Genomic DNA, 25,247 nt, shown 5'->3' on the forward strand with positions numbered 1-25,247 from the left:
CATCCTGACAGTGCGGACTCATTTGGGGAGAGAGAGCGACATGACGATGAAGAAGGTTGTTGCGGCGCTGCTGGGTGTACTGATCCTTGCGATCGGCGGCTGCGCGAAGAAAGCGGAGAACTTCGAGAAGACGGCCGACGGTGTCGTCCTGACGCCTTCGGAAGGGCCTGCGAAGAGAGTGCGGCTGCAGGTAATGAGCGACGCCATCGTGCGTGTCACTGCCGTGCCCGTCGAGAGTCTCGATCTTCCGGAGAGCCTCGCTGTGACGGCCAGGCCGGCAGGCGATGTGAAGTTTTCGGTCGAGCCGACTGACAGCGCGGTCATTCTGCAAACGGCTCAGGTCACCGCGGAAGTGAACGCGAAGACCGGTGTCGTTCGATTCCTCGATGCCGCCGGCAAGGAAATCCTCACCGAGCGCGATCGCGGGACCTTCGAGACAGTGAAGGCGGATGAGAAGTCTCTCTACCGCGTTCATCAGCTCTTCAATCCGGGTACGGACGAAGCTTTCTACGGCCTCGGCCAGCACCAGAACGCCCAGCTCAACTACAACGGCGAAGACGTGGAGCTGGCCCAGCACAACATGGACATCGCCGTGCCGTTCGTCATGTCGAACCGCAACTACGGCGTGCTCTGGGACAGCAACTCGATCACGCGTTTCGGCAACCCCCGCGTCTACGGCCTCGCGTCCCGCGATCTCACGCTGTATGACGCCGAGGGCAAGAAGGGCGGCTTCACTGCGAGCTACTTCATCGACGGCAAGCTGAAGGTGAAGCGCACCGAGACGGACATCAACTATCAGTTCATCAAAGATCTTGCCGGCTGGCCCGAGGAGGTGCTGTCGGACAAGGTCTCGCAGACCTCGGGTTTCCGGAACAATGCGCATGGACTCACAGTGACCTGGGAAGGCAGCGTCGAGTCGGCGAACACCGGTACGCACAAGTTCCAGCTCTACGCATCGAACTACTACAAGCTCTACGCCGACGACAAACTGATCCTCGATGCCTGGCGCCAGAACTGGAATGCCTGGTATCACAACTTCGAATTGCCAATGACCGCGGGCAAGCCGGTGAAACTGCGCATCGAGTGGACGCCGAACGACGGTCACATCGCGCTGCTTCACAACGATCCGCTGCCGGACGCGCAGCGCCATTCGCTGTCGCTCACTTCGGATGCGACTGCCGCGATCGACTACTACTACATCGCCGGCGGCAATCTGGATGAAGTGATCTCGGGCTACCGGCATCTCACCGGCAAGTCCGTGCTGCTGCCGCGCTGGTCATACGGCTTCTGGCAGAGCCGCCAGCGTTACAACACGCAAGCCGAAGTGCTCGACATCGCGAAGGAGTACCGCAAGCGCGGCCTGCCGCTCGACAACATCGTTCAGGACTGGTTCTACTGGCCCGAGAACGCGTGGGGATCGCACGACTTCGACAAGACGCGCTTCCCCGACCCGAAAGGACTCATCGATGCGCTTCACGCACAGAACGTGAATCTCATGATCTCCGTGTGGGGCAAGCTCTATCCGACGACGGACAACTACAAGGAGCTCGACGCGAAGGGCTACATGTATCGACGCAACGTCGAGCTCGGCGTCAAGGACTGGGTCGGTCCCGGCTACCTGAACTCGCACTACGATCCGTATTCGCAGGAAGCGCGCGACATCTTCTGGCGCCAGATGGACGAGAAGCTGAAGGCGGTCGGTGTCGATGCCTGGTGGCTCGACAACACGGAGCCGGACATTCATTCGAATGTCGATCGCGAAGAGCTGACGAAGCGCATCGGTCCGACGGCGCTCGGTCCCGCGGCTCAATACTTCAACACCTACCCGCTGATGCAATCACGAGCGGTCTACGAGGGCGAGCGCAAGAGCTCGACGCCCGACAAGCGCGTGTTCATTCTCACGCGTTCGGGATTCTCCGGATTGCAGCGCTACGGCGCGGCGACATGGAGCGGAGACGTCGTTTCGCGCTGGCACGATCTGTATCGCCAGATCGCGGCGGGCACGGGCATGTCGATGTCGGGATTGCCGAACTGGACGTTCGACATCGGTGGCTTCGCGCTCGAGCAGCGCTATCTCAATCCGTCTGCGAAGGATCTCGCGGAATGGCGCGAGCTCAACCTGCGCTGGTTCCAGTTCGGCGCGTTCGTGCCGATCTTCCGTTCGCATGGTGAAGCACCGGCTCGCGAGATATGGAACATCGCGCCGGCGGGCACGGAGGTCTACAACAGCCTCGTTGAGTACAGCCGGCTGCGCTATCGCCTCATGCCTTACATCTACACACTGGCGGGAGACACGTACCACAAGGACGGCACGATGATGCGCGGCCTGGCAATGGATTTCCCGGCCGATGCGAAGGCGCGGGACATCAACGATCAGTACCTGTTCGGCCCGGCGTTTCTCGTGAGTCCCGTGTATGAATACGAAGCCCGTTCGCGCAAGGTGTATCTGCCGGCCGGGACTCGCTGGTACGACTTCTACTCCGCGGAAGCACATGACGGCGGCGCTGAGATCGATGCAGCCGCGCCTCTCGCACGCATGCCGCTGTTCGTTCGGGCCGGCGCGATCGTACCGGTAGGGCCGGCCGTTCAGCACACGGCCGAGAAGCTCGATGCGCCGATCACGCTCTATGTTTATCGTGGCGCGAACGGCAAGTTCGATCTCTATGAAGACGACGGTCTCAGCTACAACTACGAGAAGGGTGCGTTCGCGCGCGTTCCGATCACCTACGACGACGCGGCGGGCACGCTGACCATCGGCGAACGCACTGGCAGCTTCCCCGGCATGGTCGAGAAGCGCACGTTCAATGTGCGGTGGATCGCGCCAGGCACGGCGAACGCATCGAATCTGGATTCGCCCGCGGATCAGACGCTCGAGTACTCGGGCACACCAATCACTTTCAAGGTCGGGGCGGCGCCATGAACGCACTTCGTGTCTGCATTGCCGCAGTCTGCGCGGCTCTGACAGTCTCCGCTGCATCCGCGGCCGAACGCGGCGTTGCGAATCCGGAGCTTTGGCCCACCGCGCACAGCCAGGGACTCATCGATCCGAAGACCGAAGCCTTCATCACGGATCTGCTCACGAAGATGTCGCTGGAAGAGAAGGTTGGGCAGATGGTTCAGGGCGACACGTCGGCAACGACGCCGGAAGACCTTCGCCGCTATCCGCTCGGGTCGATCCTTGCTGGCGGCAACTCGCCACCGCTTGGCAGCGATGACCGCGCGCCGGCAAGCGACTGGATCAAAGCGGCGCAGGCATTTCGCGCCGTATCTCTGGAGAAGCGGGCCGGGCACACACCGATCCCGGTGATCTTCGGCGTCGACGCCGTTCACGGCAACAGCAATGTCGTCGGTGCAACGATCTTTCCGCACAACAGCGCGCTCGGTGCTGCGCGCGATCCGGATCTCATTCGCCGCATCGGCGCTGCGACCGCCGCGGAGACAGCGGCGGCGGGAATCGATTGGGCGTTCGCGCCGACAGTCGCTGTTCCCCAGGATGATCGTTGGGGCCGCGCCTACGAGGGCTATTCGGAATCCCCAGATCTGGTGCGCGAATACGCACGTGCGATGGTGCTGGGGCTGCAAGGTGAGCCGGCGGATCGTGGGCTGATTCAGAAAGGACACGTCGCGGCTTCGGTGAAGCACTTCCTCGGCGACGGCGGAACGAAGAACGGCATCGATCAGGGCGATACCGACGTCAGCGAACAGGACTTCATCCGCATTCACGGCGCCGGCTATCCCGCTGCGATCGATGCAGGTGCGTTGACGGTCATGGCGTCCTACTCGAGCTGGCAAGGCGTGAAGATGCATGGCAATCACAGCCTGCTCACGGATGTCCTCAAGGGGCGCATGGGATTCGAGGGTTTCGTTGTCGGCGACTGGAACGGCCATGGACAGGTGCCGGGCTGTACCGAGGAGAATTGCGCGGCCGCGATCCTCGCAGGCGTCGACATGCTGATGGCGCCTGCGAGCTGGAAAGGCATCTTCAACAACACGCTCGAGCAGGTGCGTTCCGGAAAGATTGCGCAGGCCCGCATCGATGATGCTGTGCGCCGCATTCTTCGAGTGAAGGCGAAGCTCGGGTTGTTTGAGAATGAGCGGCCGTTCGAAGGGCGCTCGAATGTGCTCGGCTCGCCCGAGCACCGCGCGCTTGCGCGTGAAGCTGTGCGCAAGACGCTCGTCCTGCTGAAGAACAACGGCAACGTGTTGCCGATCAAGGGCTCAGCGCGGGTGCTCGTTGCCGGTTCGGGCGCGGATGACATCGGACAGCAATCGGGCGGCTGGACGCTGTCCTGGCAGGGAACCGGCAACAAGAACAGCGACTTTCCCAACGGCCAATCGATTCACGCGGGGCTGAAGGAAGCCCTGGAGCGCAGCGGCGGCAGCGCGGAGCTGAGCGTGAAGGGTGCGTTCAAGACGAAGCCGGATGTGGCCATCGTCGTGTTCGGCGAAACGCCGTACGCCGAGATGCAGGGCGACATCCGCACGCTCGAGTATCAGCCGGGCGACAAGCGCGACCTCGCGTTGTTGCAGAAGCTTCGCAAAGAAGGCGTTCCGGTCGTGTCCGTGTTCCTGTCCGGTCGCCCGCTGTGGGTCAATCCGGAGCTGAATGCATCGGACGCGTTCGTCGCCGCTTGGCTGCCGGGCAGCGAAGGCGGCGGTATTGCCGATGTGCTCATCGGCGATGCATCGGGCAAACCTCGCAATGATTTCCACGGCAAGCTGTCTTTCTCGTGGCCGCAGAGCGCCGCGCAGACTAACCTGAACTACGGTCGTCAGCCGTACGATCCGCTCTTCGAATACGGTTACGGCCTGACCTACAAGGATCGGCGTGACGTTGCCGCATTGTCGGAAGAGTCGGGCGTCGGTGCCGCGGACTGGAACATCGACAAGTACTTCGCGGCGGGCCGCTTGCATGCGCCATGGCAGTTCGTCGTCGATCCGCGCAACGACAAAGTGCTGTCCGTCCGCAACGTCGATGCGGGTGGTGTTCAGGAAGCCGGTCGCCAGTTCGTCTGGAGCGGGACAGGCAAGGGTAGCGTCGCTCTGCGCGGCACCGCGCCTATCGACGTCGCGCGGCAATCCAATGCCGATCTCGCCGTGCTGGTCGAGTATCGCGTCGATGCGCGGCCGACATCGTCGGTGCAGCTCGCACTCACTTGCGGCGATCGATGCGGTTCGACGCTCGACCTGACGCCGGTGCTGACCGCGGCGCCGCTCGGTCAGTGGCAGAAACTCAAGGTGAAGCTCGCCGATTTCAGGAAGGCCGGTGCCGATATGTCGCGTGTCGTCGAGCCGTTCGTGATTCGCACTACCGGACAGCTCACGCTGACGCTGCAGACGGTGCGGCTCGACAGCGATTCGCAAGGTACGACGACCCTCCGGCCCGCGTCATGAGAACGTGGCTGCTTGCAGCGCTGCTGCTGCCCATGGGGGCCGCAGCAGCCGATCTCCTCTCGCCGCTGTTTCAGGATCACGCGGTACTGCAACGTGACCGGCCGGTTCGTCTCTGGGGCAATGCGCCTTCGGGTTCGGACGTGACTGTCGAGATCGCTGGCCAGCGGGCCACCGCGAAGGCCGATGGTTCAGGCGAGTGGCATCTGTCGCTGTCACCGTTGCGTGCAGGCGGCCCGCATGTGCTTACGGCTCGCTCATCGAGCGGCGCAATTCAGACCGTGCGCGACGTGCTCATCGGCGACGTCTGGCTCTGCTCCGGCCAGTCGAACATGGAAATGCCGATGCGGCTCGTGAGCAACTCGATCACGGAGATCGATGAATCATCGAACGACCGCATCCGATTGCTCACGATCGCGCGAGCCAGCAGCGCCGTGCCGCGAAAGACGTTGAGCGCGCCAGTGGCCTGGAGCGCGGCGAGTCCGGAAACTGTCAGGGACTTCGCTGCCGCCTGCTACTTCCTCGGTCGCGACCTGCTCAAAGCGCAGGGTGTTCCACAGGGCCTGATTCATTCTTCGTGGGGCGGCTCGATCATTCAGGCGTGGACCAGCGCGAGCTCGATGCGCGGACTGGGTTACGACGACGCGATCAACCTGCTGGATCTCCACGTGCGATCGCCGCGGGAAGCGCAGCAGAGATGGTATGCGCTGATGGAAAAGTGGTGGCAGCAGAACGATCCGAATGCGGGCCGCTGGAACGCCGTAAATGTCGATGACACGGGCTGGTCGACGATCGTGCCCGACGATTTCTGGGAGAAGTCGGGAGGCCCCGAGCTGAAAAGTTTCGATGGGATCCTGTGGTATCGAACGACGGTGACGCTGGATGCAAAGCAGGCGGCGCAGGATGCGACGATCTCGCTCGGCCCCGTGGATGATCTCGATTCGACCTGGGTGAATGGCGTGCGCCTGGGCAGTCTCGAAGGATGGAATACACCGCGTGAGTATCGGATCGCTCGCGGCGTGCTGAAGGTGGGGAAGAACGTCATTGCAGTCGGCGCGCTCGATGCGGGCGGCGGCGGTGGAATGTGGGGAACGGCGCCGCGAAAGCTCACTTTCGCCGATGGCTCGGTTCTGCCGATCGATGGCGAATGGCGCTACCGCATCTCGGCGCCGCTGACGCAGACCGGCGCACCGCCGCATGCGCCGTGGCTTGAATCGTCGGGTTCCACGACGTTGTACAACGCGATGATTGCGCCGCTCGGGAATCTCAGCCTGCGCGGCGTGGCGTGGTACCAGGGTGAATCGAACTCCAGCGAATCCGCGGAATACGCGCGATTGCTCCCCGCGATGATGCGCGACTGGCGTTCGCAGTTTGGAGCGGAGACTCCCTTTCTCATCGTCCAGCTCGCAGGCTTCGGCCCCGCTGCGAAGGAGCCGTCGCCTGCGTCCTGGGCGGACATCCGCGAAGTTCAGCGACGCGTCGTGGCTAGTGACAATCATGCGGCGCTGATCACGACGATCGACATCGGCGACCGCTACGACATTCACCCGACGAACAAGCAGGAAGTCGGTCGCCGTCTCGCGCTCGCTGCAAGACGTGAGATCTTCGATGAGCCTGTAAGCAGCTCAGGTCCGGACGCGGTGAGCGCTGAACGGAGCGGCGGACATATCGTCGTGAAGTTCGCGAATGCAACCGGCGGTCTCGTCGTGATCGGTGGCAATCGCCCGCTCGGCTTCGAGCTCTGCAACGCGAAGAAGGACTGTCGCTTCGTCGATGCGATGGTCCATGGCGATCGCGTCGTCCTCGACGCCGCTGCGGATGACGCGTTCGTGCGCTACGGCTGGGCGGACAGCCCTGTCTGCAATCTCTACAACGACGCCGATCTTCCCGCAGTGCCTTTCGAGATCGCGGTCACGCGGTAGCGATCATTGCCGGGCGGCAAGAACTTGCCGCCCGGCAACGGCAGCGAACTGCCCGTGTTTCGACTACCCCTCAGCACGCATTTCTTACCGCATTGTCTGTCCGGGTCCTTCAGGTGATGCCTCATGCACGCCTGACAGGATCGGGCCGATAGTCACTCAAGGCAGCGACTGAATCTCCAGTCGCGCATTTGGATCAACCCGGAGCGAGTGTTGTGAGCAGTCTGACGAGCGATTCCCTTTCACCGGTGCAGCCCTTCGCCATCGGCCGTGCCCGGGCATCCGGCCGTGCCGCACGCGACGAGCGCGGCGACTCCGTCTGGGAATGGCAGGTCGCGACGGGTGTATTCGAGCGCGATGTGACCGATGAGCAGCTGCGCCGGCTCGAAGCCCCGGATCTGCAGATCGTCGAATCCTTCCCGGCCGCCCAGGAATCGGGGCGCTGGATCCACGATTCGCTGCAGTCGGGTTCCTATAAGGCGACACGCTCCGCGACGGCGCCCACGAAGCGACCGGTTGCCGAATCACGCGGTGCCCTGCGGCAGCTCTGGGCACGGCTTCGCGGCAACGAGTAACCCTTCCCTGTTCCCGTTCCGCGGACACGGATCGTCCGCGGACCCCCGCCTTCCCGGCTTGCGGCTTCTGCTGCTTCAATTCCTCCTGACCAGCCGGCCATGCTGCACCGGCGGCCATTTCCACCCGATGCAATAAGACCGCACAATGCGGCGGTTCCCCTGACGGAGGGTATCGGTGAATCAGCAGCGCGACGCGGCGGCAGCGGCGTCCTTCGGCGAACTGTTCGCTCAGTTCGCTTCCATGGCGAGCCACGTCTTCTGGGTCTATGACCTCGATCCGGAAGAGAACGTCGTTTACGTCAGCCCGTCGTTCGAGCGCATCTGGGGCCGGCCGGCCGCCGATCTCTATGCCCGTCATGGGCTGTGGATGGACTGTATTCACCCCGAGGATCGCCCCCTCATGGCCCAGCGCTACGAGCACTGGCTCAGCGTCAGCGGCGATGATTCCTACCGGATGGAATTCCGCATCCTGCGCCCCGATGGGGGCGTGCGGTGGATCTTCGATCATGGTCGTCGCATCAACGATGCGTCCGGTCGTGCGATCCGCGTCATCGGCATCGCCGAGGACATCACCGAGCGCAAGCATGCGGAGGCGGCGTTGCGTGCCTCCGAGGAGAGTCTCAGGGCGGAGCGTGATCGGTTTGCGAGCGTTTCATCGGCGGCCCCCGGCGTGCTGCATTCCTTTCGCCTGACCGACGACGGACGCATCTCATTCCCTTACGCGAGCGAGAAGATTCGCGACGTCTACGGTTTCGAAGCGTCGGAGCTCATCGCCGATGCGCAGAAGATCGGCGAGCGCATTCATCCCGACGACCGGCCGCGCGTGCGCCAAACCACGTTTCACTCGATGCAGACCATGACGCCGTGGAACCAGGAGTTCCGGATCCTGCATCCGGAGCGCGGCGAGATCTGGATCGAAAGTCACTCGATGCCGCGTCGCGAAGAGGGCGGCACGATCTGGCACGGCTTCCTCACGGACGTCACGAGCCGTAAACGCGCGGAGCGACAGCAACAGCATTCCCAGAAGCTCGAAGCGCTGGGAACCCTCGCGGGCGGCATCGCCCACGACTTCAACAATCTCCTGCTCGCGATCCGCGGCAATACGCGGCTCGCGATGGCCGATCTGCCTTCGGATCACGAAGCGTTCGTGAGTCTCGGCGAAGTCGAACGCGCCGCGATCCGTGCGACGGAGCTGGTGCGGCAGATCCTGTCGTTCAGTCGCCAGAGCGATGCTCGTCGCGAAGTCGTCCAATTGCAGCCGGTCGTAGAAGATGCGCTCAAGCTGCTGCGCTCGACCTTGCCGGCGATGATCCGCATCAACGCGCACTTCGAGCCGGATGTGCCGGCGATCGCAGTCGACGTCACGCAGATCCATCAGATCATCATGAACCTCGCGACGAACGCCGCGCATGCCATGGGCGATGCGGCCGGTGTGCTCGAAGTGAGTGTCGACGCGGTGTCGCTCCAGCCGGAGGAAGTCCTCTCTGCAAACGACCTGCACGCCGGCCGCTATGCGCGAATCACTGTCAGCGACAATGGCTGCGGTATGGATCGCGCGACGCTCGACCGCATCTTCGATCCCTTCTTTACGACCAAGCCGCCGGGCAAGGGCACGGGCCTGGGTCTGTCGGTCGTGCATGGCATCGTGAGAGGTCACGACGGCGCTGTCCGTGTCTACAGTCAGCCAGGCAAGGGCACGACTTTCAGGATCTATTTGCCCGTCAGCGGCAAGGCGACGGCCAGCAGCGCCGATGCGGATGTGCCGGAAGCGCGCGGTGCGGGCGAGCACGTCATGTATATCGATGATGAAGAGTCGCTCGTCTTCCTAGGCAAGCGCGTGCTGGAGAAGCTCGGCTATCGGGTCACCGGCTTCTCGGATCCTTCACAGGCATTGCTCGCGTTTCAGGAGCAGCCGCACGAGTTCGACGTCGTCGTGACGGATCTGTCGATGCCGGGCATGTCGGGTTTCCATCTCGCCGGCGCGATGCTGAAGACGCGGCCTGACCTGCCGATCGTGATGACGACGGGTTACGTGCGGCCCGACGACAAGGAAGAAGCGCGCCGCAGCGGTATCCGCGAGCTCATTCTCAAGCCCAACACGATCGAGGAGCTGGGTCGTGCGCTCGATCGGGTCTTTCGTCAGATCCGCGAAGGCGGCCAGCCGCAGCAGCCACCTTCGTCGTGATTGCGCGCTGCCTTCGTCACTGCGCAGTCACGCGGTGCAGGATGAGTTCGGCGAGCTTGTCGTACGCCCCATCGAAATGGTGTCCGCCCGACAGCCCCTGTGCGGTGACACTCGTGGCCGGGAGCTTCGGGCACAGGGAATCGGCGTCATCCGTGCCGTACAGGCAGAGCGTCGCGGCGGCGGTGAGCTTCGTTGCTTCGGGGCGGATCGGCAGCGCATCGCGTTGCGCACCGAGCCAGTTCCCGAGATGAAACTCGAACGATGCGTTCTCACCGAGTCCCAGAAGCACGGTGTGCGCGACCAGCGAACGTGAAGCCGCCGGCAGCCGGTTGACGGCGAACGGCAGTACGTCCGCGCCCTGCGAATAGCCGATGAGCAGCGCCTGCGGCTTCTTCCAGTGAGCCGCGTAGTAACGAAGCACGCGATCAACGTCCATCGCGACGCCCTGTGGGGTTCGTGCTTTCCAGAAGTAACGGAGTGAATCGAGCCCGACGACGGGAACGCCTTTCTCGGCGAGTGCAGCCGCGACATTCTTGTCGAGTCCTGCCCATCCGCCGTCGCCAGACAGCATAACCGCGAACCAGGGAGCATTTTTCTGCGCTGGCACTTCGACCAGCGGCAGATCAGCAAGGCTTGCGGGAGGCGGCGGCATGCTGATCGTGCTGCTTGTCGCGATCTTCGTGTAGGCATCGACGAACTGCGCTTGCCACCGTGGGGCGCTCGTGTAGTCGTGCCCCATGCCCGGCAGCAGGACGAACTGAGCATCGGGAATCTGCGCTGCGAAGCGTTGCGCAGCGCTGGTGTCGCAAACCTGATCGCTCGCGCCATGAAGCGCGATCCACGGTGCGAGCAGCTTCTTCGTCGGTATGAGATCGACACTCTCGCCACCGGGGCGAGGGGAGAAGTGCACGCCTTCTCCACGACACAGAGGCTTCTCCAGCTCGAGATCGGTACAGAAGCCGAGTGAGATCGCGCCTGCGAACGTTCCCTTCGGTGCCTGCGCGATCATTGCGTAAGCGAGCGTTGCGCCGGAGGAATATCCAACGAGGATGGGCGTGTGATACGTCGACAGCCGTGCGTAGCCCTGGATGTAGTGGGAGAGGTTTTCGAGGTCGCCGTCCGGAAAGACGCAGCTGCCGCCGTCTGCTTCGAGATTCGAGAACAGGCGCGGGGTGCTGATGCCTGCGACCATCGCTCCTTCGGCAGCGAGCAATTGCGCCATGCGGTCGACGCCGCGCATCCATCCGTCGTCACCGGACAGAAGCATGACGAACTGCCGGGCTTCACCCTGCGGGCGGTACAGCGTGACGTTCTTGAATCGTCCGTGCGAAATCTGCTCCTGCGCGTGCACGGGTGCGCCCACCACGAGCAACAGGCACAGGGTCAGCAACCAGCGCAGCGAAGTCTTCATCGCGTTCATTTCGAGATGATCCCTCGCAGTCCACCGCTGATGAGGGCGGCAATATCGGCGAGGACGAACAAAGGCGTCATGCCGCCCGGCGCAGCGAGATAGCGCGCTTCCCATTCCGGATGGAATTTTTCCTTGAACGCGCGCAAGCCCTGGAAGTTGTAGAAGTGCTCACCGTGCGCAAACAGCAGGCGACCGAGGCGGTGCCAGCCTGGCGCGAGCGGATGCTGCGCCATGCCGGAGAGAGGAGCCATCCCGAGGCCGAAGCGCTCGAAGCCTTCGGACTGAAAGTGCTGCAGCAGCTTCACGAAAAGAAAGTCCATCGTGCCGTTGGGCGCGCCAGGCAGGTGGCGCATGAGGTCGACGCTGGCTTCGGTTTTTCGATCAGTCGCCATCAGCGTCGCGAATGCGACAGTGCGTTGCTGATCGCGAACCACGGCAACGGGCAACCGCTCGACATACGACTCGCTGAAGGAACCGAGTGAAAAACCTTTCTCCGCTGCACGATGCTGGCCCAGCCATGCATCGGAGATTGCGCGCAGCTCCCCCATCGCCTGCCGGACCGAAGGCCCTGAAAGGATTTCGAGGCTCAGGCCTTCGCGCTCACCGCGATTGACGGCCTGTCGCAGATCCGCGCGCGACTTGCCCTTGACGGAGAAATCCGTCAGACGCACCGAGGCGTATTCGCCGAGCTTGAACACACGCAGGCCGGCGTCGAGATACACAGGCAGCGTCTGCGGACGCACCTGGTAGAACGATGCGCGACCGCCTTGCTCGCGCGAGCGCTCGAGAAAGCGCCAGACGAGCTCTGACCATTCCGATTGCGGGCCGATGGGATCGAACAGGCCGACCCACGAGCGACCGCGGCGACCGAACATCATGAAAGCGTTGCCGGAGTCGGAGAAGAGAAAGTGCTTGTCGCCCATGAGTGCGATACAGGCATCGGCCGCCGGCTGTTGCCGCAGGACTTCGGCAGCACGATCGAGTTCTTCGGTATCGGATTTCGGCAGCACCGTCGTCGGGGGTCTGAGCAACTGACGCAGCGCGATCGCCAGCGCAAGCAATGCGACGGCAACGAGCGCGCGCAGGGAGCGAGGGGCGTGCCCGTCGAACTCGAACTGCCACCAGAGCTGCTGCGTGTAGTCGACATCGCGATAGGCGAAGAACAGCAGGCCCGTGAGCGCTCCGATGATCACTGCGACGGAAAGCAGCCAGCCGCCCGTGAATGGCTGGGCGAGAAGAGACGCGCGTCGGGTGAACTGCTTGTGCGATAGCGATAGCGACAGGACGAGGAAGCCGATGAGGACAGCTTCCGAGATCGCGATGCCCTTGGGCAGCGCGAGCACGAAACTCGCGATGCCCAGGAGCAGGCCCGCCCACCAGGCGGCGTCGAGTCGCAGGAGCATTCCCCGGGCCACGAAGAGCAACCCGAGGCCGGCAATACTGCCAAGGAAGTGCGAAGCCTCGACGATCGGCAGCGGCACATGAAGTGCGAGGAGGTCGGTTGCTTCGTTAGTTGCCGGTGTCACGCCGGAGATGAGCAGGATCACGCCGACGACGAGTGTGTAGGCCGCAAGAAGGAGAGGCGACAAGCTGACGGCCGCTCGTGTCACCGCCGTCGCCGTTCCTTGTCGCACTTCATGAATGACGAGCAGGCCGAGTGCGAGCAGCAGCGGCAGGACGTAGTAGATCAGGCGATACAGCACCAGTGCCGCCGCCAGCGATTCCGTCGGCATCCGGTCCTTCAGCGCGAGCAGCATGATGGCTTCGAACACGCCGAGGCCGCCGGGGACATGGCTCAGGACGCCCAGCACCACCGCGATCGCGAAGAACCCGACGAACTCAGGAAAGCCGATGACATCCGGCGGCAGCAGCAGCCACAGCACCGCGGCAGTCGCGGAGATATCGATCGCGGAGAAGAGCAGTTGCTGAAGCGCGAGCGATGCGGAGGGCAAGCGAAGTCTTATGCGACCGAAGAGCAGGCGTTCCCGGCCGCTGCGGCACAGGTACAGCAGCACTGCAGCGCCGGCGAGAATGATGGCGGCGACGACCTGGAGCGCAGTCGCCGGAACGCCGATCGCCGGTGCGACGGATGTCGATCCCCATAGCAATGCAGCAGCGCCAACGACGGAGATGCCAAGGCCGAACGCGGCTGCGTTGAACGCGATGGCTCGCGAGATCTGCCCCGCTTCGATGCCGGCGGCGCCATAGAGTCGCATCCGCACGGCGCCGCCTGTGAGCACCCCGAGTCCGATCGTGTTCGACAGTGCGTATGCGATGAACGCTGATTGAGCGACCACCCGGTACGGCACCTGCGCGCCGACGTAGCGCAGAGACGAGTGATCGTAGCCGGTCAGCGAGAAATAGCTGACCGCCGTCGCGACTACCGCGAGCGCGAGAGCAGTCGCGCTGGTCGACCGGATCGCGGCAACCAGGTCCTGGTAGCTGAATTCCTGCAACAGTCCACGCAAGGCTTCCGCAAGCAGCGCGGCGATGATCAGCGCCGCCGCGCCGATCAGCCATGGCTTCCATTGCTGCAACCGGCTGACGAGCCGGATCTTGTCCTGGGTGGATGACATGGAAGCGGTCGATCGGTCTGCTTGTGCCAAAGGATCCATAGTGACGGAGTCGCGGCTGTGGGGTCATGAAGGTGCAGTAACAGACGGGAGTCGCGTTCCCGCGTCCATCCGGACTTCTGCTACCGTGCCCGCGCCCTTGGGGGGATTTCGGGACGACAACAATGTATTCGCCGATGAAGACAATTCGTCGCGGCTTCGTGACCGGGCTTGCCGGCCTCATCACCACGGTCGCGCAAGCGGGATCGGACCCGCTCGTGCTCTGGTACGACTCTCCCGCAGCCGATTGGGAACGGGAGGCGTTGCCGATCGGCAACGGGGCGATGGGGGCCATGATCTCGGGCGGCCTGGCAGCAGAGCGGGTTCAGTTCAACGAGAAGACGCTTTGGACCGGCGGGCCGGGCTCGAAGCGAGGCTACGACGCTGGAATTCCCGCGCAATCGATGGCGAAAGCGACGGCCGAAGTGATCGCACGAATCGATCGCGAGGCTCAGTTGCCCGCGGAGGCGGTGGCCAAGGAGTTAGGGCACAAGATCACCGGGTACGGCGACTACCAGACATTCGGCGAGCTGGTCCTCGAGTTTCCCGAGTCTGCGAGTCCGGCGAAGAACTATAGGCGCGAGCTCGATCTGGGGAACGCGATCGCGCGCGTGTCCTACGAGCGCGATGGAGTGAAATACCTGCGCGAGTATTTCGCTTCGTACCCTGACGGTGTGATCGTGATGCGTGTGTCTGCGGATCAGCCAGGTCACATCGATCTCGGCGTCCGCTACGCTGTGCCTGACAATCGTTCGCGAAACGTCAGTGCGCGCAACTGTCGATTGCAGATCGCGGGCGCGTTGCACGATAACGCGCTCAAATACATCGCTGCGGCCCAGGTTCGTGCCATCGGCGGTCGATGCAGCGATGGTCGCGACGAAGTACGCATCAAAGGTGCGGACAGCGCGGAAGTCGTTCTCGCTGCCGCTACGAACTACCGGCAGCACTATCCGGACTATCGCGCCACTGATCCCGGCCCCGCACTAAAGGCACGTTTGGATAGCGCTGCGGAGCGCAGCTGGGACGATCTTCGCGAACGCCATGTGCGAGATCATCGCGAACTGTTCGATCGCATGAAGCTCGATCTGCGCGCAACGATGCCGTCGGTGCCGACGGGGAAGTTGCTCGTGAGCTACGGCACCGCGGAGCCATTCGCTGACCGCGCGCTGGAAACGCTGTATTTCCAGTATGGCCGGTACCTGCTGATTGCTTCTTCGCGCGCAGGATCGCTGCCCGCCAATCTTCAGGGCGTTTGGAACCAGTCGACGACACCGCCCTGGAACGCCGACTATCACGTGAACATCAATCTCCAGATGAACTACTGGCCTGCCTACTCCACGCATCTCGAGGAGACCACGGGGCCGCTGTTCGATTTCGTCGACAGTCTCGTGCAACCGGGCCAGCGCTCCGCGCGGCAGATCGTGGGAGCGGGTGGTTGGACACTGTTCCTCAACACGAATGTGTGGGGCTTCACCGGCGTCATCGATTGGCCCACCGCGTTCTGGCAGCCCGAAGCGGGCGCGTGGCTCGCGCAGCACTACTACGAACACTATCGCTACACGCGCGATGAAAAATTCCTGCGAGAGCGTGCCTGGCCCGTGATGAGAGGTGCCACGCAGTTCTGGCTCGATGCGTTGCACGTCGATCCACGCGATTCGAAGCTCGTGGTGTCGCCGAGCTATTCCCCGGAGCAGGGGCCGTTCACCGCGGGCGCAGCGATGTCGCAGCAGATCGTGTTCGATCTGTTCACGAATGTGATCGAAGCTGCGCCGCGCGTCGGCGAGGCGCAGTTCGGGCAGCGCGTGCAGCGCGCAATGGCGCAGCTCGATCCCGGAACGCGCGTGGGATCGTGGGGGCAGCTGCAGGAATGGAAATCGGATCTCGACGATCGCACGAATGATCATCGCCACGTGTCGCATCTGTTCGCGCTGCATCCCGGTCGCCAGATCTCGCTCGACTCGACACCGGAGCTTGCAACCGCAGCGCGGACGTCGCTCGATGCCCGAGGCGACGGCGGAACGGGCTGGAGCAAGGCATGGAAGATCAACTTCTGGGCGCGCCTGCGCGACGGAGCGCGTGCCCACAAGCTGCTCGGGGAACAGCTGCGCGGCAGCACGTTGCCGAATCTGTTCGACAACCATCCACCGTTCCAGATCGACGGCAATTTCGGAGCCACGGCCGGCGTCGCGGAGATGCTGTTGCAGAGTCAGCAGGATGAAATTCACTTGCTGCCTGCGCTGCCGCCCTCCTGGGAATCCGGAGCGGCGCAGGGCTTGCGCGCACGTGGCGATGTAACCGTCGATCTGCAGTGGTGCCGCGGCGAGCTCACCGAAGCTGTGGTCCGCACCGGCAAGGCTGGTGCCGTAACCCTGCGTTCAGGGCTCTTTGTCCATCGCTATACATTTGTCTCCCTGGGGCGGGACATTTCTGTCCCGCTCGCCGGCGGGAACGAGCGCCGGACGTTCCTCGCCGAGGCTGGAAAAACCTATCTCCTGCGGCGCAACGATCCCGCTGTCCCCCATTGCGAGGTCAACCGGTCAAAAATCTGATAAATGACTAGCGCTCCCCAGAAACCGGGGTTATGCTGTTAGCGTTACCACCAACCTCTGCCTCGTGGGATTGCGATTCGGCGTAGAGTGGACAGGTGGCGACGATTTGGGGGACGAACGCGGCGCATTGCAGCGGCGTTGCTTTACTGCGCCTTTTCCCCCGATTCACGAATAATTTTGCATGGGGGATTCGACATGGGCGTGGGGATTTCATCGATCGGAGTTGCAGAACGCAGCGTCGCAACGGACGTTCGCCGCGCATTGCGCGGTGGCCTCTCATTGACGGTAGGCACCTGCCTGCTCGTCGCTTCAGCGCAATCCAGCGCACAGGCGAAGGACGGTCTGGAAGAAGTCATCGTCACCGGCATTCGCCAGAGCCTCGAGTCGGCGCAGCAGATCAAGCAGGAAGCCGAACAAATTGTCGACTCGGTGACAGCGCAAGACATCGGCGCGCTGCCCGATCGCAGCGTGTCGGAAGCTCTGCAACGTATTCCTGGCATCACGCTGCAGCGAACCAATGAGAACCGCGATCCCGCGCGTCTCGCCTCCGAAGGCGGCGGCGTCTTCATCCGCGGCCTTTCCTGGGTGCGCAGCGAAACCAATGGACGCGATGTCTTCTCCGCGAACAACGGCCGCGGATTGAGCTTCGAAGACGTATCGGCGGACCTGCTTTCCGGCATCAACGTCTACAAGAATCCGTCGGCGGACATGATCGAAGGGGGCATCGGCGGCACGGTCGACCTGCGCACGCGCATGCCGTTCGATTCATCGCAGCAGATCATCGCGGTCTCCGCGGACTACAACTACGCGGATCTGCTCGAAGACGGCTTCTTCTCCGGCAATGCCCTGTTCAGCGATTCCTGGGATACGGGCATCGGCCGCATCGGCGCGCTCTTCTCCTACAGCATCGGCAACATCGGCAACCGGACGGACAGCATCCAGACGGGACGTTACGAGGCCCAGCAGATTGGCGGCCAGGAGCGCTACATCCCGAATTCCATCGGCTGGCGCCGCATCGACTGGGAACAGGAGCGGACCGCGGCGAACGTCGCGCTGCAATGGCAGCCCAACGATGAGACCGTGATTTCGTTCCAGGCCCTGCAGGCTGAAGCCGAGCCGACGGATATCGAATACGCGATGGGCGACTACAACCCGCCTTCGTTCGACCCGGCACGCAGCGTCTACAACGACCAGGGTGTGCTGATCGGCGGCGTGGTGCCGAGCGCTCACGTGATGACCGATTCGCGGTACACGGAGCAGCACAAGAAGACCAGCGACTACTCGGTCAACGTCAAGTACACGCCGAACGACAACTGGGCGATGAGCGCCGACCTGCAGTACGTCAAGTCGACCGCGGACATCCTCAGCATGACGGCCTACACCGGTGCCAACAACACGACCGGCACCATCGACTTCGATCTGTCCGGCGACACACCGTACATGCAGTGGAACGATCCGCTGCAGAGCGAGAAGGCCAACTACTGGTGGGCCGCCGCGATGGACCACCTGGAAGACAACGAAGCGGATGAGGTCGCTGTCCGGGCCGACGTCGAATACACATTCGACGACAACCCGTTCCTCAAATCCTTCCGCGTCGGCGTGCGCGCGACGGACAAGGATGCGACGACGCGTCAGACCGGCTGGAACTGGGGTCTGTTGAGCCAGCAGTTCTGGGGGCCGAACCCGGCGAACGATCCGAACATCGTGCTCATCACCGAGCCGGGCTTCGGCAGCAACACGAACCCGGGCCTGCTCGATGCAACGCAGCTCGTGAACTTCAACAACTTCTTCCGTGGCGACGTGAACATGCCCGGCGTCGGCTGGCTGCCTACCAAGGCGCTCGTCGGTCACGGCAACCAGAACGCCTACAACCTGCTGCGCAATACGCAGTCGTCCTTCTGGGGCTGGACGCCGCTCTCGGATCAGAGCTACTCCACCGCGAGGCCCGGCGGCGACAACGTCACGGGCGGCGTGAACGATCAGGGCGAAACGACACAGGCGGCCTATGCTGTGATCCGCTTCGGTCAGGACGACAGCTTCGTCGGTCGCTTCGACGGCAACTTCGGCGTGCGCGTCGTCAAGACGGAAAGCACGGCGGCGGGACTCGCGATGACCGTCACTCCTCTGCAGGGTGGAGATCCGGCCGGCTGCGCGGCCTCGACGCTGCCTGGCAAGGATTGCGCTGCGTTCAACGCTGCGTACGCGTTCGCGAACGGAGGCGCCACGCTGCCGCCGGTCGACGAGTCGAACACGTACACCGACGTGTTGCCGACGCTCAATTTGCGTTTCTTCCTGACGGATGACGTGCAGCTGCGTTTCGCGGCCGGCAAGGCGATCTACCGTCCGAGCTTCTCGCAGATGGTTCCGTACACTTCGTTGAGCTTCACCTTCACCGACAACTACGTTCCGAACTCCCAGGGATGGGCGACGGCGACGGGCGGTAACCCGCAGCTCGAACCGACCAAGTCCACGCAGTTCGACACGAGCCTCGAGTGGTACTTCGCGCCGGGTGGCAGCGTCACCGGCGCGCTGTTCTACAAGGAGATCAAGGACTACATCTTCATCGGCAACGAGGAAGAGGAGTACACCTCGGGCGGCGAGACGATCAGCTTCCTGACTTCGCGCAACATGAACGGTTCCGAGGGCAAGGTGAAGGGCTTCGAAATCGCCTACCAGCAGTTCTACGACATGCTTCCGGGCTGGCTCGGCGGCTTCGGCCTGCTGGCGAACTACACGTTCGTCGACAGCAGCGGCGGCAAGAACACGGCCGTGAACATCCTCGAGTCTCCGCAGGTGATCGGCGCCGCCGATCAGGAACTGCCGCTCGAGGGCATGTCCGAGAACTCGTACAACGTGGCGCTGATGTATGAGAAGTACGGCATCTCGGCGCGTCTCGCCTACAACTGGCGCGAGGAATATCTGCTGACCACGTCCGCCGCGAACATCCAGCGGCCGGTGTGGATGGAGGACTACGGGCAGCTCGATGCCTCGGTGTTCTACTCGTTGACGAAGAGCATCAAGGTCGGCGTGCAGGGCACGAACCTGATGAACTCGAGGACCTACCTCGACGTCGGCGGCAGCGACCTGCATCCGCGCTACAGCTGGACGGACACGGATCGCCGCATCGCCTTCGCGGTTCGCGCGAGCTTCTGACCCCTGGTCGCTCTCCCGGCGCGTACCGGCTTCAAGCTGGGGCGCCGGGAGGGCGATATCTCTCGCGTTCGCAGTGGCGGCGCTGCGCACGCTGGGGCACGATGTCGATCCGATGTCAGACAACCGAATCCGCAGAATTGTCATCGTCGGCGGAGGCACGGCCGGCTGGATGTCCGCCGCCGTGCTGGCGCGTTTCGCGCGCGTGCCGGGCAGTGCGCTCGATACTGAAATCGAGCTGATCGAGTCCGAGCAGATCCCGACGGTCGGGGTCGGCGAGGCCACTGTCCCGACGATCCGCGTTCTCAACGCCGTGCTCGGTTTCGACGAGCGCGATTTCATCTCGAAGACCCAGGGCGCGATCAAGCTCGGCATCGAGTTCCGCGACTGGATTCATCCCGGCAGCAGGCACAGTCACTTCTTCGGCGACTTCGGCGCGAGCATCGAAGGCGTCTCGCCGCATCACCACTGGCTCAAGCTGCGCCAGCTCGGCGATCCAACATCGATCTACGATTATTGTCTTCCTGCCGTTGCCGGGCGGATGCTGCGCTTCGTGCCGCCGGCGCCTGACCATGCCGGTGAAGCATCGGCCTACAAGTACGCCTATCACTTCGATGCGGGTCTCTATGCGCAGTATCTGCGGGCATTCGCGCAGTCGCGAGGAGTGAACCGGCGCGAAGGCAAGGTCGTCAACGTCGAGCTGCGTGGCGAGGACGGCTTCATCAAGGCTCTGGTGCTCGAGGGCGGGCAGCGCGTCGAAGCAGACTTCTTCATCGACTGCTCGGGCTTTCGCGGATTGCTCATCGAAGAGGCGCTCCGCACCGGTTACGTCGACTGGTCGAACTGGTTGCCGTGTGATCGAGCCGTCGCCGCGCCATCGCAAAGTGGTGGGGATTTCACGCCCTACACGGCCTCGACCGCGCAAAAGGCAGGCTGGCAATGGCGCATCCCGTTGCAGCATCGCGTAGGCAACGGCTATGTCTATTGCAGTCGTTACATCAGCGACGATGAGGCTGCGGCAACGCTGCTCGTGAACATGGACGGGAAGCCGATCATCGAACCACGTGTTCTGCGCTTCGTCGCCGGGCATCGGCGGAAGATCTGGAACCGCAACTGCCTCGCTGTCGGGCTATCGGGCGGGTTCATGGAGCCGCTCGAGTCGACCAGCATCCTCCTCATCCAGACCTGCATCGCACGGCTGATCGAGATGTTCCCGGATCGCACTTTCGACCCGGCCATGATCGATGAGTACAACCGCATCTCGCTGAACGAATTCGAGCGCATTCGCGATTTCATCATCCTGCACTACCACGCGACGCAGCGGGATGACGCGCCTCTGTGGCAGTACGTGCGGAACATGCCGATCCCTGAAACTCTGCAGCACAAGATCGACGTGTTCCGGAGCTGCGGACGGGTCGCGCTGCTGAGCGAAGAATCGTTTCTCGAGCCGAGTTGGGTATCGATCTTCGTCGGCCAGGGCATCATCCCGCGTCGCTACGACCCGATCGTCGATGCCATCGACGTCGAGAAGCTCAGGCGCGGCATGCAACAGCGTCGCGAACGGATACGGAAGATCGCCGAGGCTATGCCGACCCTGCGCGAATTCGTGTCGCGCCACTGGCCGGCAGCCGCGGCCAGAGCGTAGTTGCCATGCCAGATCGCAGCATCCGCAGGATCGTGATCGTCGGCGGCGGTACCGCCGGATGGATGAGCGCCGCTGCGCTGTCCCGCGTGCTTCGTCGCGACCAGTGCGAGATCCGGCTGATCGAATCGCCCGACATTCGTACTGTCGGCGTCGGTGAAGCGACGATTCCGCCCTTGCTGATGTTCAACCGCGTGCTGGGCCTGGATGAGGCCGATTTCGTTCGCAGGACCCAGGCGACGTTCAAGCTCGCGATTCATTTCGTCGACTGGACTCACCTGGGTCACGAGTACTTCCATCCCTTCGTCGGCTCGTACGGTGTCGACATCGACCTGATTCCGATGCATCAGTACTGGCTGAAGCTGCGCAGTCTCGGCGATACGACGAGGCTCGATGAGTACAGCATGGCGGCGGTCGCCGCGAAGCGCGGCAAGTTCGATCGGCCTCGCAGCGATCCGCGCTCGGCCTTGTCGACATACGGGTATGCGTATCACTTCGATGCTGCGCTCTACGCGGCGTATCTGCGAGAGTATGCAGAGGCACGCGGCGTTCAGCGCATCGAAGGCAAGGTGATCGACGTCAAGCTCCGGGGGGAAGACGGATTCATCGAGAGCGTGAAGCTCGACGGCGGACCGGACGTGGCCGGCGATCTGTTCATCGATTGCACTGGATTCCGCGGATTGCTGATCGAGCAGACCCTGAAGAGCGGCTACAACGACTGGTCCCACTGGCTGCCTTGCGATCGCGCCGTAGCAACGCAGTGTGAGTACAACGGCAGTGAGATGACGCCCTATACGCGCGCGACTGCCCGCGAAGCCGGGTGGCAATGGCGCATCCCTCTGCAGCATCGCATCGGCACAGGCTACGTCTATTGCAGCCGCTATGTCAGCGACGACGAAGCGACGCACACTCTGCTGAAGAATCTCGATGGCGCGCCCATCAAGGATCCCTGGCCGCTGAAGTTCACCGCCGGCCATCGACGCAAGTTCTGGAACAAGAACTGCGTGGCCGTGGGGCTGGCGGCGGGATTCATGGAGCCGCTCGAATCGACCAGCATTCATCTGATTCAGACGGCGATCACGAAGCTGCTGGAAATGTTCCCGGACCGGGACTGCGATCCGCTCGTTGCGGAGGAGTACAACAAGCGAACGCGCATCGAGTTCGAGCGCATCCGTGATTTTCTCATCCTGCATTACTACGCCACCGAGCGCGACGACACGCCGTTGTGGCGACATTGCCGGTCGATGTCGATCCCGGACACGCTGCGGTACAAGATGGATCACTTCCGGGCGTACGGCCGCTTCGTATCGGAGGGGTACGAGCTCTTCCGTGAATCGAACTGGCTCGCTGTTTACATCGGCCAGCATGTGTTCCCACGGCGTTACGACCCGCTCGTGGATCAACGCAATGTCGATGAGATGCGCCAGCAGCTCGCTGCGATCCGTAGCGTGATCGGCGCCGCGGCCGATTCCTTGCCGACGCATCCCGAGTTCATCGAACGAAATTGCCGCGCGGCGCCGCCAAAAAACTGACCAGCATGCAACACGCAGCGTCACCCGATTCCGACCGCCGCCTGCGCCGCATCGTCATTGCAGGCGGCGGCACGGCAGGCTGGATGTGCGCTGCGGCGCTGTCGCGGATTCTTCGCGACGACTACACGAAGATCGTGCTCGTCGAATCGAGCGACATCGGTACGGTGGGTGTCGGCGAGGCGACGATTCCGATCCTGATCCAGTTCAACCAGCTGCTCGGGCTCGACGAAAACGAGTTCATGCGACGAACGCAGGGAACGTTCAAGCTCGGCATCGAATTCCGCAACTGGACCCGGCTCGGCCACCGCTACTTCCATCCTTTCGGACGGCACGGCGCGAGCCTCGATGCCACTGACTTCCATCACTATTGGCTGCGATTGCGTGCCCTCGGCGATGAGCATCCGCTCTCGGACTATTCGCTTTGCACTGTCGCTGCCGAGCTTGGCCGGTTCACGAGGCCAAGTGGCGATCCGCGCTCGGTGATGTCGACGTACTCGTATGCCTTCCACTTCGATGCAGGTCTCTACGCTGCTTTTCTCAGGGAATACGCGGAGCAGCGTGGTGTGGTGCGTCTCGACCGTCGCATCGCGGACGTGCAGCTGCGAGCGGAGGATGGTTTCATCGAGGCGCTCGTGCTCGAGGGTGGCGAACGCCTCGAGGGCGATCTCTTCATCGATTGCAGCGGTTTTCGCGGCCTGCTCATCGAGCAGGCCCTGAAGTGCGGTTTCGAGAGCTGGGCGCACTGGTTGCCTTGCGATCGGGCGGTCGCAGTGCAGTGCGAAGGTCAGCCCGAGCTGACGCCCTACACGCGCTCGACGGCGCACGAGGCGGGCTGGCAATGGCGCATACCTTTGCAGCACCGAATCGGCACGGGATACGTCTATTGCAGCCAGCACCTCACGGAGGATCAGGCGACTGCGACTCTCATGAACAATCTCGACGGCGCAGCGCTGCGAACGCCGAGAACACTGCGCTTCGAGGCGGGTCGGCGGCGGAAGTTCTGGCATCGCAACTGCATTGCGCTCGGGCTGTCGAGCGGCTTCCTGGAGCCGCTGGAATCCACGAGCATTCATCTGATCCAGACGGGCATCACCAAGCTGTTGCGGCTGTTCCCCGATCGACACTGCGATCCGTTGCTGGCCGAGGAGTACAACCGGCAGGGCGATGCGGAGTATGAGCGCATCCTCGACTTCCTGGTGCTGCACTATCACGCGACCGAGCGCGACGACACTCCGTTCTGGAACTACGTGCGTACGATGAAGATTCCCGAGTCGCTGAGCTACCGGATGGAACAGTTTCGTTCGGGCGGGCGGCTCGTCACGCCCTGGCAGGACCTGTTCCAGGAATCGAGCTGGCTCGCAGTGATGCTCGGACAAGGCATCACGCCGCGATCGTACGATCCGCTCGCGGACCTGATCGATGCCGATGAGGCGCGCCGTCATCTCAAAGCGATGCGCATCACGGTCCGCAAAGCGGCCGAGGCGATGCCGGCACAGTCGCAGTTCATTGCACAGAATTGCCGGGCGACGCTGGCCTGACCGGCCGCATCCCCGCAACCGTTGATCACGACCGATGAGGAAACTTCGATGAAGACCTGCACGATTTCGCGGCTCGCCTGCGCCGTACTGCTGGCGTGGATGACTCCCTCGCTGCTGGCTGCAACCGCAACGAGCGAGACGGCATCGATCGGGCTGAAATCAACGAAGGAGAAGGGGATCGTCAGCATCATGACCGATCCGGTCCTCTCGGGCGGCAGGCTCGTGCTCAAGATCGTGGCGCTCAATCCGACTGCCCAGCCGCTTCAGTTGCGCGCGGAGGATGTGCACGTGTTCACTGCGGCTGGAAAGGAAGTGCCGCTGATGTCGCTCGATGCGCTGATCGCGGAAGCGAAGGGCGAGCAGAGGGCATCGCAGTCCATGGACTCCGCTCACCAGGCTTCGAACTACAGCCGCCCGCAGACGAGCACCAGTAACAGCGGTGAGCTCAATGTCACGGGAATCACAGGTGCGAACGACGCGGTGGGCCGCGCGGTTTCGCAGCGCTCACGAAGTGAGACGGATGGTCCTGTCGATCCCGCTGTTCAGCAGCAGGTCGACGCGTTGAAGGCGGGGATTCTGCAGACACGCGAGGTGCCTCCCGGGAAAGCGGACGGCGCCCAGGTCGTCACGGACAAGATCAAGTTCGGCCGCAAGGAGGAGAAGGCGCTGCGCGTCGTCGTGTCCTTCAACGGCGAAGATCACGAGTTCAATTTCGAAGCGCCGCCGGCGAAGTGAGTCGACGA

Annotated in this window: 13 protein-coding genes; 11 read left to right on the forward strand and 2 right to left on the reverse strand. The window is 63.1% G+C overall.

Features of this window, described 5'->3' with window-relative positions; translation table 11 throughout:
- Positions 1-40 precede the first annotated feature (40 nt).
- The 5 genes from HNQ60_RS18540 to HNQ60_RS18560 all read left to right on the forward strand — a co-directional run bounded on the left by HNQ60_RS18540 (position 41) and on the right by HNQ60_RS18560 (position 10,070).
- Positions 41-2,920, forward strand: a complete 2,880-nt coding sequence (locus tag HNQ60_RS18540) for a TIM-barrel domain-containing protein (protein ID WP_221304282.1) — start codon at positions 41-43, stop codon at positions 2,918-2,920.
- Positions 2,917-5,394, forward strand: coding sequence for a glycoside hydrolase family 3 protein (locus HNQ60_RS18545; protein ID WP_184334256.1), 2,478 nt, complete (start codon positions 2,917-2,919; stop codon positions 5,392-5,394). Before HNQ60_RS18540 ends, HNQ60_RS18545 begins: the two co-directional genes overlap by 4 nt.
- Entirely contained in the window at positions 5,391-7,313 is a 1,923-nt protein-coding gene (locus HNQ60_RS18550) for a sialate O-acetylesterase (RefSeq protein WP_184334257.1), read from the forward strand. The genes HNQ60_RS18545 and HNQ60_RS18550 overlap by 4 nt, the downstream gene beginning before the upstream one ends.
- A gap of 212 nt (positions 7,314-7,525) precedes the next feature.
- Complete coding sequence (locus HNQ60_RS18555) at positions 7,526-7,885, forward strand: hypothetical protein (protein ID WP_184334258.1); 360 nt, start codon at positions 7,526-7,528, stop codon at positions 7,883-7,885.
- Between the two features lie 175 nt (positions 7,886-8,060).
- A complete protein-coding gene (locus HNQ60_RS18560; RefSeq protein ID WP_184334259.1) occupies positions 8,061-10,070 on the forward strand; it encodes a PAS domain-containing hybrid sensor histidine kinase/response regulator in 2,010 nt (669 codons plus the stop codon).
- Positions 10,071-10,086: 16 nt separating this feature from the next.
- On the opposite strand, the gene HNQ60_RS18565 is transcribed toward HNQ60_RS18560, so the two are convergent.
- Positions 10,087-11,490, reverse strand: coding sequence for an AcvB/VirJ family lysyl-phosphatidylglycerol hydrolase (locus HNQ60_RS18565; protein WP_221304283.1), 1,404 nt, complete (start codon positions 11,488-11,490; stop codon positions 10,087-10,089).
- A complete protein-coding gene (gene mprF / locus HNQ60_RS18570; RefSeq protein ID WP_184334261.1) occupies positions 11,487-14,057 on the reverse strand; it encodes a bifunctional lysylphosphatidylglycerol flippase/synthetase MprF in 2,571 nt (856 codons plus the stop codon). Before mprF ends, HNQ60_RS18565 begins: the two co-directional genes overlap by 4 nt.
- A 173-nt stretch (positions 14,058-14,230) precedes the next feature.
- Between mprF and HNQ60_RS18575 the strand changes: the two genes are divergently transcribed.
- The 6 genes from HNQ60_RS18575 to HNQ60_RS18600 all read left to right on the forward strand — a co-directional run bounded on the left by HNQ60_RS18575 (position 14,231) and on the right by HNQ60_RS18600 (position 25,239).
- Complete coding sequence (locus tag HNQ60_RS18575; protein WP_184334262.1) at positions 14,231-16,642, forward strand: glycoside hydrolase family 95 protein; 2,412 nt, start codon at positions 14,231-14,233, stop codon at positions 16,640-16,642.
- 195 nt (positions 16,643-16,837) lie between these two features.
- Positions 16,838-19,795, forward strand: a complete 2,958-nt coding sequence (locus HNQ60_RS18580; RefSeq protein ID WP_184334263.1) for a TonB-dependent receptor — start codon at positions 16,838-16,840, stop codon at positions 19,793-19,795.
- Between the two features lie 112 nt (positions 19,796-19,907).
- Positions 19,908-21,437, forward strand: coding sequence for a tryptophan halogenase family protein (locus tag HNQ60_RS18585; RefSeq protein ID WP_184334264.1), 1,530 nt, complete (start codon positions 19,908-19,910; stop codon positions 21,435-21,437).
- 5 nt (positions 21,438-21,442) lie between these two features.
- Complete coding sequence (locus HNQ60_RS18590) at positions 21,443-22,966, forward strand: tryptophan halogenase family protein (RefSeq protein ID WP_184334265.1); 1,524 nt, start codon at positions 21,443-21,445, stop codon at positions 22,964-22,966.
- 5 nt (positions 22,967-22,971) lie between these two features.
- Positions 22,972-24,504 carry a tryptophan halogenase family protein gene (locus HNQ60_RS18595; RefSeq protein WP_184334266.1) on the forward strand — a complete coding sequence of 511 codons (1,533 nt, stop codon included), beginning with the start codon at positions 22,972-22,974 and terminating at the stop codon, positions 24,502-24,504.
- Positions 24,505-24,552: 48 nt separating this feature from the next.
- Positions 24,553-25,239: a hypothetical protein gene (locus HNQ60_RS18600; RefSeq protein WP_184334267.1), complete on the forward strand. Its 687-nt coding sequence runs from the start codon at positions 24,553-24,555 to the stop codon at positions 25,237-25,239.
- Positions 25,240-25,247 lie beyond the last annotated feature (8 nt).

Source organism: Povalibacter uvarum (assembly GCF_014202975.1).
Taxonomy (GTDB): Bacteria; Pseudomonadota; Gammaproteobacteria; order Steroidobacterales; family Steroidobacteraceae; genus Steroidobacter; species Steroidobacter uvarum.